Origin of the sequence: Amycolatopsis sp. NPDC047767 (assembly GCF_040704195.1) — a bacterium.
Classification (GTDB): domain Bacteria; phylum Actinomycetota; class Actinomycetes; order Mycobacteriales; family Pseudonocardiaceae; genus Amycolatopsis.
In genome coordinates this window covers 63,403-75,368 of record NZ_JBEYSJ010000035.1, presented here as the reverse complement: position 1 = coordinate 75,368, position 11,966 = coordinate 63,403, and the positions used below count along the sequence as shown (strand labels likewise).

Annotated in this window: 14 protein-coding genes; 7 read left to right on the top strand and 7 right to left on the bottom strand. The window is 70.6% G+C overall.

The window, feature by feature from the left end; translation table 11 throughout:
- The first annotated feature begins 67 nt into the window (after positions 1 to 67).
- Together AB0878_RS40320 and AB0878_RS40315 are read left to right on the top strand one after the other, a co-directional pair.
- Positions 68 to 337, top strand: a complete 270-nt coding sequence (locus AB0878_RS40320) for a hypothetical protein (RefSeq protein ID WP_366586660.1) — start codon at positions 68 to 70, stop codon at positions 335 to 337.
- A gap of 232 nt (positions 338 to 569) precedes the next feature.
- The gene (locus tag AB0878_RS40315; RefSeq protein WP_366586657.1) at positions 570 to 974 is read left to right on the top strand and encodes a DUF6292 family protein; all 405 of its coding nucleotides are present in this window, start codon (positions 570 to 572) and stop codon (positions 972 to 974) included.
- Here AB0878_RS40315 and AB0878_RS40310 read toward each other — a convergent pair.
- Together AB0878_RS40310 and AB0878_RS40305 are read right to left on the bottom strand one after the other, a co-directional pair.
- On the bottom strand, positions 961 to 1,857 hold the full coding sequence (locus tag AB0878_RS40310; protein ID WP_366586655.1) for a fatty acid desaturase: 897 nt from the start codon (positions 1,855 to 1,857) through the stop codon (positions 961 to 963). The two genes, AB0878_RS40315 and AB0878_RS40310, sit on opposite strands and share 14 nt — an antisense overlap.
- Before the next feature lie 348 nt (positions 1,858 to 2,205).
- Positions 2,206 to 2,409, bottom strand: a complete 204-nt coding sequence (locus AB0878_RS40305) for a cold-shock protein (RefSeq protein ID WP_366586653.1) — start codon at positions 2,407 to 2,409, stop codon at positions 2,206 to 2,208.
- 459 nt (positions 2,410 to 2,868) lie between these two features.
- Here AB0878_RS40305 and AB0878_RS40300 point away from each other — a divergent pair, with 459 nt between their 5' ends.
- Positions 2,869 to 3,057: a hypothetical protein gene (locus AB0878_RS40300; RefSeq protein WP_220242999.1), complete on the top strand. Its 189-nt coding sequence runs from the start codon at positions 2,869 to 2,871 to the stop codon at positions 3,055 to 3,057.
- A gap of 19 nt (positions 3,058 to 3,076) precedes the next feature.
- Here the strand turns inward: AB0878_RS40300 and AB0878_RS40295 are convergent, their stop codons facing one another.
- The 3 genes from AB0878_RS40295 to AB0878_RS40285 are packed head-to-tail and all read right to left on the bottom strand — an operon-like array spanning position 3,077 to position 6,078.
- Entirely contained in the window at positions 3,077 to 4,675 is a 1,599-nt protein-coding gene (locus AB0878_RS40295; RefSeq protein WP_366586650.1) for a glycoside hydrolase family 13 protein, read from the bottom strand.
- Positions 4,675 to 5,064, bottom strand: a complete 390-nt coding sequence (locus tag AB0878_RS40290; protein WP_360608026.1) for a globin — start codon at positions 5,062 to 5,064, stop codon at positions 4,675 to 4,677. Before AB0878_RS40290 ends, AB0878_RS40295 begins: the two co-directional genes overlap by 1 nt.
- A gap of 33 nt (positions 5,065 to 5,097) precedes the next feature.
- Positions 5,098 to 6,078, bottom strand: coding sequence for a mechanosensitive ion channel family protein (locus tag AB0878_RS40285; RefSeq protein WP_366586647.1), 981 nt, complete (start codon positions 6,076 to 6,078; stop codon positions 5,098 to 5,100).
- A gap of 398 nt (positions 6,079 to 6,476) precedes the next feature.
- On the opposite strand from AB0878_RS40285, the gene AB0878_RS40280 reads away from it, so the two are divergent.
- The gene (locus AB0878_RS40280; RefSeq protein WP_366586692.1) at positions 6,477 to 6,929 is read left to right on the top strand and encodes an HNH endonuclease; all 453 of its coding nucleotides are present in this window, start codon (positions 6,477 to 6,479) and stop codon (positions 6,927 to 6,929) included.
- A gap of 142 nt (positions 6,930 to 7,071) precedes the next feature.
- On the opposite strand, the gene AB0878_RS40275 is transcribed toward AB0878_RS40280, so the two are convergent.
- Positions 7,072 to 7,215, bottom strand: a complete 144-nt coding sequence (locus AB0878_RS40275) for a hypothetical protein (RefSeq protein WP_366586645.1) — start codon at positions 7,213 to 7,215, stop codon at positions 7,072 to 7,074.
- Between the two features lie 549 nt (positions 7,216 to 7,764).
- Here AB0878_RS40275 and AB0878_RS40270 point away from each other — a divergent pair.
- Together AB0878_RS40270 and AB0878_RS40265 are read left to right on the top strand one after the other, a co-directional pair.
- Complete coding sequence (locus AB0878_RS40270) at positions 7,765 to 8,019, top strand: hypothetical protein (RefSeq protein WP_220242995.1); 255 nt, start codon at positions 7,765 to 7,767, stop codon at positions 8,017 to 8,019.
- A complete protein-coding gene (locus tag AB0878_RS40265) occupies positions 8,006 to 8,500 on the top strand; it encodes a DUF5130 family protein (RefSeq protein WP_366586642.1) in 495 nt (164 codons plus the stop codon). The genes AB0878_RS40270 and AB0878_RS40265 overlap by 14 nt, the downstream gene beginning before the upstream one ends.
- A gap of 99 nt (positions 8,501 to 8,599) precedes the next feature.
- On the opposite strand, the gene pepN is transcribed toward AB0878_RS40265, so the two are convergent.
- Positions 8,600 to 11,164 (bottom strand): aminopeptidase N, encoded by a 2,565-nt coding sequence (gene pepN / locus AB0878_RS40260; RefSeq protein ID WP_366586640.1) that lies wholly within the window; start codon positions 11,162 to 11,164, stop codon positions 8,600 to 8,602.
- A 181-nt stretch (positions 11,165 to 11,345) separates the two neighbouring features.
- Between pepN and AB0878_RS40255 the strand changes: the two genes are divergently transcribed.
- Positions 11,346 to 11,966, top strand: coding sequence for a DsbA family protein (locus AB0878_RS40255; protein ID WP_366586638.1), 621 nt, complete (start codon positions 11,346 to 11,348; stop codon positions 11,964 to 11,966).

The following is an 11,966-nucleotide window of genomic DNA, read 5'->3' as shown; positions in this document are numbered from 1 at the left end:
CTTCTGATTTCCTTGCGATTCCCTTGCGGCCGTGGTGCTTTCCCGGCGGCGGTGCGAGGGTGGGGACATGACCGACCCCGACGGTGACCCGACGGCGGATTTCCTCGCCGGCGTACGGGCCGAGCAGACACCGTGGCGCACCGACCGCCCGGTGGCTGCCGAGGGGCCCGAGCAGACGGGCCAAACCGTGCGCCCCGGGCGTTTTTCGCGGGTCGGCCGAGCCGTGGGTGAGGCTGCGCCGTATGTGCAAGCCGCATTGTTCGCGGCGTGGATCGCCACGTCAGTGGCCGATTCCGGCGACGGTTCGGGCGGAATGAACGGAGGCCAGAACGGTTAGGTGGTCCCCGTGGACCGAAACTCCGGGTAGAGTCGGTGCCGGATGAGCCGCCGATGTCCGATTCGGCGCGACCTCGAACACCGCACCGCCGGTTGTCGTGGCTTATTGCGCGCACGCGGTCCGCAGGCCGTTTCCGCCCGCCAGAGCCGAATTGCCGACGGTGGAGGGGAGACCCATGCTCCTGTCCGGTCCCGATCGTCTGACAACCGAAGCCGTACACGAAGACCCACTGGTGCTGAGACGCGCGCTGGTCGGCTACGTACACGCGGTGGCCGAAGCCGTGGACGTCTCCGCGGAGGGGACGTCGTGCGAGGTTGCCGACACAGTCACCGCCTATGTGGCGCTGAGCCGCCGCTCGCCGCGTTACCCCGGCCGTGACCTGATGTTGCTCTGGAACTCCCGGCAGGGCTGGACGCTTTCCGTGGAGACGAGGCCGGCCGAGGCGCCCCTCGTCGTCGCGCGCCTGGGCGGAGACGTCGTGCCGGAGCCCGCCCTCGTGGGCCGGTTCGTCGCCGAGGTCGTCTCGGCCCCCGGCAACAGCTCGTGGACCACGCCGCCCAGCCGTGCCGCCGCCGATCGGGGCGAGCTGGCGGCTCGGCTGGAACGACGTGTCCGTCCCGTCGTCAGGCGGTCTTGAGCTTTCGCGCCAGCCGCTCCCGGCGGGGCCAGCGAACCTGAGACGCCCAGTTCAGCTTCTCGAACAGCCAGATGAGCCGAGCCGAGGTGTCCAGCTGGCCCCGGCCCACGCCGTGGCGGGCGCCGGTCGGGTCGGCGTGGTGGGAGTTGTGCCACGACTCGCCGAACGACAGGATCGCCAGCGGCCAGAAGTTGGCCGAACGGTCCCGCGCCTCGAAGGGGCGCTCACCGATCATGTGGCACAGCGAGTTCACCGACCACGTCACGTGGTGCAGCGCCGCCACCCGCACGAGCCCGGCCCAGAAGAACGCCGTGAGTGCGCCCCACCAGCTCATCGTGGCGAGGCCGCCGATCAGGGCCGGCGCCAGCAGCGTCACGGCGGTCAGCACGGGGAAGAGGCTGTCGACGCGGCGGATGTCCGGATCGTCCAGCAGGTCCGGGGCGAAGCGGCGCGAGTTGGTCTTGTCGCGGTCGAACAGCCAGCCCATGTGCGCGTGCCAGAAACCCTTGGCCAGCGCGGCGGGCGTCGTGCCGTAGCGCCACGGGGAGTGCGGGTCGCCGTCGCGGTCGGAGTACGCGTGGTGGCGGCGGTGGTCGGCGACCCACGAGATCACGGGGCCCTGCATCGCCATGCTGCCCGCCACGGCGAGTGCGATCCGCAGGCCACGGCGGGCGCGGAACGAGCCGTGGGTGAAGTAGCGGTGGAAGCCGATGGTGATGCCGAGGCCGCTGAGGTAGTAGAAGCCGACGGCGAGGCCGATGTCGAGCCAGCTGAGCCCCCAGCCCCAGGCCAGGGGCACCGCGGCGACGACCGCCAGCAGGGGGAGCACGGCGAACAGCTTCACGAGGAAGGCTTCGGTGCCCGTCTTCTGCCCGGCGAGCATGGGCTCGGGTGCGGGCCGTTCACGGACGGCGGTTGCCGTGCTCGATGAGGTGGGGGCAGGGGAAGGAAGGGTGTCGCGAGGGGTGTCGATGCTGGAACGCTCCTGTCGAGCTGGTCCGATCACTGCACTCTGCAGGACCGAGGCCGGTTCGACGGTGTGCCCGGGCGGCATTGCCGTTGCGGGGGCGCACACCGTTCGTGCGGTCCGGCCCCGGAGGGCCGGCCTTGACCTTCTCGGTCAACGAACGGTGCGCCGGCAAGGTTCCCGGCGGATTTCCCGGAACTTCCCCGAGAACGGCCGAAGGGCCGGTGCACGTGGCACCGACCCCTCGGAGAAACCGTTGTGACGTCAGAGAATCGTGACGGCAGTGGCCTGCGGCCCCTTCTGGCCCTGGCCGATCTCGAACTCCACGCGCGCGTTCTCCTCCAGGCTACGGAACCCGTTGCCCTGGATTTCGGAGTAGTGCACGAACACGTCGCCACCGCCGTTGTCCGGCGTGATGAAGCCGAAGCCCTTTTCGGCGTTGAACCACTTCACGGTGCCTTGCGTCATAAATGTCTCCACCACTGAAAACGATCGAGGTACCACTTCGGCACCCGGGTCGAAGACCGACGGTTTGATCTTCCGGTGAGGGAGAACCACTACGCCCGCGCATCTTGCGAGCGTGGCTGCGGGGAGTACCCACCGCACGAACACAAAATATGACCGCGGCCAGTTAACCACGTCCGACGCGGTCGCACCAGCCCACTGATCAGGTGGGCAACCGTGGCCGGAACCAGTCCACACTGTCTGTCCCTTGTGGACTCAAGGCGTGCCGGCGCTGGTGCTGACCAGTGCTTCATTGTGCCCGCGGGTGCACGTCGTGTAGCGTCGGTCACGTCGAGAGAGTTCTTCCGTGCGCCGGCAGCAGAGCCGGCGCCGTCTTCGGCCGACCGCGAGGCCCGAGCCGGCTGCTCGGTCCGGCCGTCGTCCCACCCGTCTTTCGACGACTGCATTTCACAGAGGAGCCTGATGCGCTCGGAACGTCGTCCGCTGTCCCCCGACACCAGTGAGTTCGCCCGAGCCCGCGTCTCCGCGGAGCTGGGCCTGCGCCACCAGCGCGACCAGGCGGCCCGGACCGTCGCCGGCCGTGCCCGCGACGTGGACGACCTGCGTGGCCTGCTGGCCATGCTCGGCCTCGAGGCCGGAGCCCGCGGCTAGCTCCTCCTCATCACCAGGTTCAGACCAGCCACGCCGCCGAGTCCGGCGGCAGCCTGCCGTCCACGAGCGGGCTGCTGGACAACAGCAGCTCGCCGGGCGGCAAGGCGATCGAGCTCGCCGACGTGTTCAGCGCGCAGATCAGCCCGCCCTTGCCGCCGCGGCGGAACGCGAAGCAGCCGGCGGGCGCGCCGTACCACTCCAGCTCGTCGCCGACGCGGAAAGCGGCGTGCGTCTTGCGCAGCTCGACGGCCCGCCGGTACAGCGAGAGTGTGGACGACGCGTCTTCCAGCTGACGTTCCGCCGTCAGCCCGGCCCACTCGGCCGGCATCGGCAGCCACGTGCGCGGGTTGCGCGAGAAGCCGAACGGCGGCAGCGAACCCTCCCACGGCATCGGCACGCGTTCGGGATCCCGGCTGAACTGCGGGCCCTGGCTGCGCGCCCGGGGGTCGGCCATCGCCTCGGGCGGGATCTCGACGTTCGGCAGGCCCAGCTCTTCGCCGTTGTACAGGTAGACCGCACCCGGCAGCGCCAGCTCCACCAGCGCCATGGCCCGCGCGCGCCGCAGCCCGGCCGCGCCGCCGCCGTAGCGGCTCACGGTGCGCCACACGTCGTGGTTGGACAGTGTCCACGTGGCGGGCGCGCCGGCCGCGCGCGGCACGGCCGGCGACCGCTCGATCGACGTGCGCATCGCGTCGGCGTCGAAGTGCGTGAGCACCAGCCGGAAGTTGAACGCCAGGTGCAGCTCGTCGGGCCGCAGGTAGCGCGCGAGGCGTTCCTCGTCGTGCACCCAGATCTCGCCGACGGCCATCGTGTCCGGGTACTCGTCGAGCACCTTGCGGATCATCTGGTGGACCTCGTGCACGCCGTCGTCGTCGAAGCGCGGGTCGAAGTGCTCGCCGCCGCCGAAGCCGGCCGCGCGCGGGTCCATGTCGGGCAGGCCGGGCGGCTTCGCCATGCCGTGGGCCACGTCGATGCGGAAGCCGTCCACGCCGCGGTCGAGCCAGAAGCGCAGCGTGCGCTCGAGGTCGTAGCGCACGTCGGCGTTGGCGTAGTTGAGATCCGGTTGCTGCGGGGCGAACAGGTGCAGGTACCACTGCCCGTCGGGCACGCGCGTCCACGCGGGCCCGCCGAACACGGAAACCCAGTTGTTGGGCGGTTCCGAGCCGTCGGGGCCGCGGCCGTCGCGGAACACGTAGCGGTCGCGCTCGGCGCTGCCGGGCGCGGCGGCCATCGCGGACTTGAACCACGAGTGCTGGTTGCTGGTGTGGTTCGGGACGATGTCCACGGTCACCTTGATGCCGCGCCTGTGCGCCTCGGTGAGCAGCACGTCGAAGTCGCCGAGCGTGCCGAACATCGGGTCCACGTCACGCGGGTCGGACACGTCGTAGCCGTGGTCGGCCATGGGGGAGCGGTAGAACGGCGTGAGCCACAGCGCGTCGACGCCGAGCAGCTCCAGGTACCCCAGCCGGCTGCGGATGCCTTCGAGGTCGCCGACCCCGTCGGCGTCGGAGTCGGCGAACGAGCGCACGTAGACCTGGTAGAAGACGGCGTCGGACCACCACGCCGGGCGGGGCCGGCCCTCCGGGGACCGCCGGTGGCCCGCCACCGGGCGTCTCATCAGACGAAGCTGTTCATCATGCTGTGCGCCGCCATCTCGAGGTAGGCCCACAGCTGCTCGCGGTACGGCTCGGGCAGGTTCTCCTCGTCGACGGCCACGCGGATGGCGCGCAGCCACGCGTCACGCTCGATCGGCCCGATCTTGAACGGCGCGTGGCGCATCCGCAGCCGCGGGTGGCCCCGGCGGTCGGAGTAGGTGTGCGGGCCGCCCCAGTACTGGATGAGGAACAGCCGGAAGCGCTCCTCGGCCGGGCCGAGGTCCTCCTCCGGGTACAGCGGGCGCAGGATCTCGTCGGTCGCCACTTCCTGGTAGAAGCGCGCCACGATCCGCCGGAACGTCGGTTCGCCGCCCACGGCCTCGTACAGGTTCGCGGGTTCGGAGCCACTCACAGTCGACACCCCTCCATCTTGCCCTTACCGCGGCTACTTGTCGGCGCCCGGTGCGGACAGGTACCGCCCGAGCGGCGGCTCGAAGCCCGCCTCCTCGAGCGCGGCGAGCAGGTGCGCGCGCAGCGCCCGCTGCACGGCCCACTGCTTGCCGGGCCGCACCTTCACCGTCAGCCGCAGCTGGATGCCCTCCGGTGTGACCTTCTCCACGCCCAGCATCTCCGGCGGCTCCATCACGTTGACGGCCAGCGCCTCGCTCTCGGCGGCCTTCGTGGCCGCCCCCATGAGCACGGTCGTCGCGAGGTCGACGTCGGCGGAGTAGCCCAGCGGCACGTCGACCACGGCCACGGCGAAGCCCTGGCTGGAGTTGCCGACGCGCAGCACCTCGCCGTTGCGCACGTACCAGACGGTGCCGCCCAGGTCGCGCAGCGTGGTGATGCGCAGGCCCACGGCCTCGACGGTGCCGGTCGCCGGGCCGATGTCCACGACGTCGCCCACGCCGTACTGGTCCTCGATCATCATGAAGATCCCGGACAGGAAGTCGCGCACGAGGTTCTGCGCGCCGAACCCGAGGGCGACGCCGACGATGCCCGCCGACGCGATGATCGGCGCCAGGTCGATGCCCAGCTCACCCAGTACGAGGATGAACGCCAGGCCGTAGATGAGGAACGTGGCCATCGACTTCAGGACCGAGCCGATGGTCGCGGCGCGCTGCCGGCGCCGCTCCACCACGGCCGGGCCGAGCACGTCGGGGGCGCGCTCGCGCAGCGGTCTCAACAGGGCGGGCAGCTTGCCGTTGCCGCCGCGCGGCAGCGTGGTCACGCGGTTGATGACCCGGCGTGTGAGGTACCGCACCACGAACGCGAGGACCAGGATCAGGATGATCCGCAGGGGCTTGGTGACGACCCAGCCCGCCGAACCGGCGAGCCACTCGTTGTGCGTGATCGAAAAGACTTGCGAGCACCACGTGCTGGGGTCGGAGATGCACGCTGGCGGGGCGCTGAGCACGGCGTTCACGGGGTCGAACAGTCCTTCCGTCGCTTCGGTTCACCCAACGGCAAGTGGATGTTGGGTCGCGGGCACGTGACACGTCACGTAACACACGTGCACTTTGGGGCTGATGTGTGGTCGACTATGCCTGCACCGGTGGAGGTGGTCGAGTGCCAGACCGACAACCCGTCCCCCTCGGCGGCGCCGGCCAAGCCATGGCCGAGCAGTCGCCGGAGACGGTCCTGCGCGCCTGCCCGGGAGGTTCCGCACCCGGCGGAACGAACCCGGCCGGGCCGGGGACCCGACCAGGGGGAGTTTCCCGTCCGCCCGGACAGCGTAGAGGCCGGGACCCGGCGACCCCGCCCTGGGGCCGCCGTCGCGTATTGCTGCTGAACGCCACCTTCGAGCCCCTCACCGCGTTGCCCATGCGGCGCGCGGTGGTGCTCGTGATGTGCGGGAAGGCGGAAGTCGTCCACGGCGACCCGGGTGGCGTGGAGCTGCACGCCGCGACCGTGTCGCTGCCCGTTCCGTCCGTGATCCGGCTCAGCACGTACGTGCGTGTGCCGTACCGCGCGAAGGTGCCGCTGACCCGGGCCGGGCTCATGCACCGCGACCGGTACCGCTGCGCCTACTGCGGTGGCCGGGCCGAGACGATCGACCACGTCCTGCCGCGCAGCCGCGGCGGACCGCACAGCTGGACCAACTGCGTGGCCTGCTGCGCCAAGTGCAACCACCGCAAGGCCGACAAGCTCCTCTCGGAGCTGGGCTGGCGCCTGCGCGTGGTGCCGAGGGCGCCCCACGGCCCGCATTGGCGCCTGCTGGCGCACTCCAAGGAGGCCGACCCGTTGTGGCAGCCGTACTTGGGTTCGGCGGCCTGACGGGCCGCTGAGACGTCGGCGCCCCGGCTGCCTGTGCGGCGGCCGGGGCGAGCCGATGAGTCGCTGAGCCGTGCCCGCGCGTGCTCCGCGCGGCGGCTTCCTCTCGCGCGCCCTCCGTCCGGGTGCGCGCGTTCTGCTTTCGTCAGGCGGCCAGCGCGAAGTCGGCCTGCGAGGTCACGCGGGTGCCGTTGGTCACGCGCGTGCCGCGGGTGACTCGCGTGCCCCTCGTGACCCGGGTGCCGCACGTGACGCGCGTGCCGCCGGTGACGCGGGTGCCCCGGGTCACGCGGGTGCCCCTCGTGACGCGGGTGCCGGCCGTGACGCGGGTGCCGCGGGTGACTCGCGTGCCGCGGGTGACCCGGGTGCCGCGCGTGACTCGCGTGCCCCCGGTGACGCGGGTACCGCGAGTAACCCGAGTACCGCGAGTAACCCGAGTACCGCGGGTAACCCTTGTGCCGGACGTCACACGCGTTCCGGTCAGGAATTCGGTCTCGCTGGGTGACGAAATCGGCTCGGTGATCGCCTGAGCGGGGGGCTGGACGCTCTGCATGAGGTGGCCTCCTGGGACCGGTGCGTGACCTGCTGGGGCTGAGGAGCGGACCGCAAGGCCCGTACAGGTGAAAAAGCTACGAGCATTTCAGTGCGCCGACAAGACGGGGGCGACCGGTACGGCCGCCTGTACGTTGAGTTGCAACCTTTCGGCCCGCCCGGCTTCGCCCCAACGTTCCAGCGCGGGCGAGCCAAGCGGCGGACGGACGGTCCCGCACGACGAGCGGTCGCCTTCCGGCGCGGCGCCGCGCGGTGGCCACCAGGGCCATCCGATACGCTCACCGGCGTGAACGTTGTCGAGACGATCCTGGTCTACGCGGTCATCCCCCTGGCCATCTACTTGGTGGTCGGTGCGGCCACCCTGCGGAAGAAGTTCTCGGGGACGCCGCGGTACCGGCCGGGACAGCCGTGGGAGTACCCCGCGATGTGGTGGACCGCCAACCCGGAGGGTGTCGGTGCGGGTCACCACGCCGTCGATCCGGACTCTGTGGTGCCCTCGGGCACCGTGACCGCTGCCGGAGGCGCACGTGGCAAGTGGTGAACTCGCGCACTCGGCCACTGCGGTCGACGTTGCGGAGAAGGACCTGCCCTTTGGTGAGGTGATCACCAACAGCGGCCGCCGTTCGGCGGCCAAGATGTACGAGCCGGCCGAGCCGACCAGCCCGTTCTCGGTGCAGCAGCTCGCTCGCCTGGACGAGGCGCTGACCTTCGCGACGCGCGAGTCCGGCGTCGCCTTCAGCGTGTACCTCGGCGACCTCGGCGAGGACACCCGCGCCGCGGCCGAGAAGCTGCTGGCGTCGACCGAGGACCCGGCCAACGCCGTGGTCCTCGCGGTCTCGCCCGCGCAGCGCGCGATCGAGATCGTGATCGGCGAGCGCTCGCACGTCCGCCTGCCCGACCGCGGTGCCAACCTGGCCGTGGCGAGCATGGTCGCGTCGTTCAAGGAGGGTGACCTGGTCGGTGGCCTCGTCAACGCCCTGCGCATGCTGAGCGACCAGGCCGGGCCGGACCCGAAGCACTGACGTCTTCCTGACGCACCGAAGGGGGCCTCCTCGAGAAGTCGAGGAGGCCCCCTTCGGCGTTTCCGGGTGGGCCGCTCGGGCGTGAGCGGCCCACCGCGGTCAGACCTGGCTGTCGAACTCCCGCGCGGCGAGCGCGCGGACGATGCCGGCGCGACCTTCGGACACGAGCCGGCGCAGCGCGGCCGGGTGCTCGCCCTTGAGCCATTCGTCCGACGCCGCCACCGTGGCGGGCTCGACGGCCCACGACGGGTAGAGCCCGATCACGGTCGGCTGGGCGCGCTCGCTGGAGCGGCGGGCCCACACCTCGTCGATGACCTCGAAGTACCGCGCGACGTAGCTGCCGAGCAGCTGCTTCTGGCCCGGGTGCGAGAAGCCCGAGATGAGGGCGTCGCTGACGGCGTTGGGGATCTCGTCGTCGTAGACGGCGCGCTGCCACGCGTCGGCCTTGGCCTCGGCGGTCGGCTGCAGCGCGCGGCACCGCTCGGCGTGGCGGCGGCCCGCGGCCGTGTCGTCCTTGGCCAGCTCGGCCTCGATGTCCGCGGTGCCGGCCTTGCCGTGGGCCACGAGCGCCTGCAGCAGACGCCAGCGCAGGTCGGTGTCCACGGTGAGGCCGGGCAGCGGCGCGGAGCCGTCGAGCCAGCCCGCGACGACACCCAGCGTCGCCTCGTCGAGCACGCCACCGGCCAGCGAGTTCACGAACGCCAGCTGGTGGTCGGACCCGGCCTCGGCGTTCCGGGCGAGCTCCAGCAGCCGCCCGGTGAGCGCCGGCCAGCCCTGCTCGGCGGCCCACTTCTGGTCCGCGTACGAGTTGAGCGCCGTCTGCGCCTGCAGCAGCAGCCGCTGCACCACGCCGACCTCGCTCTCGGCGTGGATGCCGCGCGCCACCAGCGTCACGAAGTCGCGGGCCTTGAGCTCGGCCTCGCGCGTCATCTCCCACGCGGCCGACCAGCACAGCGTGCGGGGCAGCGGCTCGACGATGTCGGCGATCCGGTCGATCAGGGTGGTCAGCGACGCCGGGTCGAGGCGCATCGTGCAGTAGGTGAGGTCGTCGTCGTTGACCAGCACGAGCTTGCCCGCCGGCTTGCCGACGAGCGCGGGCACCTCGGTGCGGTCGCCCGACACGTCCAGCTCCACGCGCTCGGTGCGCACGACCTTGCCCTCGACGTCGTCGTACACGCCCACCGCGACGCGGTGCGTGCGCAGCTCACCGGCGCCCGGCTTGGCGCCCGTCTGCACCACGGCGAACGACGCGAACGTGCCGTCGGCCGCCACCTCGTAGCGCGGGCTGAGCGAGTTGAGGCCGGTCGTCTCGAGCCACTGCGCGCTCCACCACGACAGGTCGCGCCCGGACGCCTCTTCCAGCGCGGCCAGCAGGTCGGCCAGCGTGGCGTTGCCCCACGCGTGCTTTCCGAAGTAGACCTTCAGGCCGTCGAGGAAGTGCTCGATGCCCACGTAGGCCACGAGCTGCTTCAGCACGCTCGCGCCCTTGGCGTAGGTGATGCCGTCGAAGTTCACCTCGACCGCGTGCAGGTCGACGATGTCGGCCGCGATCGGGTGCGTGGAGGGCAGCTGGTCCTGGCGGTAGGCCCACGACTTCTCGATGTTCGCGAAGCTGGTCCACGCGTTCTTGTACTCGGTCGCCTCGGCCTGCGCGAACACGCTCGCGAACGTCGCGAACGACTCGTTGAGCCACAGGTCGTCCCACCAGCGCATGGTGACCAGGTCGCCGAACCACATGTGCGCCATCTCGTGCAGCAGCGTCTCGGCGCGGCGCTCGTAGGCGTAGCGCGTGACGCGGCTGCGGAAGACGTAGTCCTCCAGGAAGGTCACGGCGCCGGCGTTCTCCATCGCGCCCGCGTTGAACTCCGGCACGAACAGCTGGTCGTACTTGGAGAACGGGTAGGGCGTGCCGAACTTCTCGTGGAAGAAGCCGAAGCCCTGCTTGGTCTCCACGAACAGGCGGTCGGCGTCCATGTGCTCGGCGAGCGAGGCGCGGCAGTAGATGCCGAGCGGAATCGTGCGGTGGGCGTCGGAGAACTCGTCGCGCCACTCGGCGTACGGGCCGGCGATGAGCGCGACCAGGTACGTCGAGATCCGCTCGGACACGGCGAAGTTCGTCACGCGGGCGCCGTCGGGAGTGTCCTCTTCGGTCTCGACGAGCGCGTTGGACACGATCTTCCAGTCGCGCGGCGCGTGGACCGTGAGCTTGTACACCGACTTCAGGTCGGGCTGGTCGAAGCAGGCGAACATGCGCTTCGCGTCCGCGGTCTCGAACTGCGTGTAGAGGTACACGCCGTTGTCGACCGGGTCGACGAAGCGGTGCAGGCCTTCGCCGGTGTTCATGTACCGGCAGTCCGCGGTCACCACGAGCTCGTTGTCCGCGGCGAGCTCCGGCAGCGCGATGCCCTTGTCCTCGACGTAGGTGCTCACGTCGAGGTCGGTGCCGTTGAGCACGGCGGAGCGGACGCCCTCGGCGACGACGTCGATCCACGACGACTCGCCCGGCCGGGTGGCGGAGAAGCGCACTGTGGTGGTGGAGAGGAAGGTCTTCTCACCGGGACCGCCGTGGCCGTCGGTCAGGTCCAGCACGATGTCGTAGGACGCGACATCCAGCAGGCCGGAGCGCTGCTTGGCTTCGTCACGAGTCAGGTTGGGGGCGGGCACGGGCACCTCTGGTCTTCGATTCCGGTTGCGGTTTTCGGGCTGTCGAGCATCCAATCATGCGAAGCGGTCCTCGGGCGACGGGGAACAACCGGGCCTGTCGCGCGCGTTGGCCGTCATTGGGGGATACCCCGCTGAAAAAGGCATGCCTGCCGACGTCGACCCTCGCGAGGAGCTCGTTGAGATGACCGCTGCGTCCCAGCCCACCAAGGTGGACTTCTACTTCGATCCGATCTGTCCGTTCGCGTGGATCACCTCGCGGTGGATCCTCGAGGTCGAGAAGCACCGCGAGCTGGACCTGAACTTCCGGATCATGAGCCTGTCCGTGCTCAACTCGGGCCGCGAAGAGCTGCCGGAGCGCTACCAGGAACTGATGGACAAGGGCTGGCGTCCGGTCCGCGTGGCCACCGCGCTGGCCGCCGCGAAGGGCGAAGGGGTGCTGCGCGACTTCTACACGGAGTTCGGCACGCGCTACCACAACCAGGGCAACAAGGACTTCGACGTCGTCCTCAAGGAGGCCCTCGAGGCCGTCGGCGCGCCGCCCGAGCTGATCGAGGCCGCCGACTCGACCGAGTACGACGAGGCGTTGAAGAAGAGCCACCACGAGGGCATGGACCCGGTCGGCATGGACGTCGGCACCCCGACCATCCACATCGACGGCGTCGCGTTCTTCGGCCCGGTGCTCAGCTCGATCCCGAGGGGCGACGACGCCCTGAAGCTGTTCGACGGCGCCGTCGCGATGGTGAGCTACCCGGACTTCTTCGAGCTCAAGCGCACCCGCACGGGTGAGCTGAACTTCGACTGA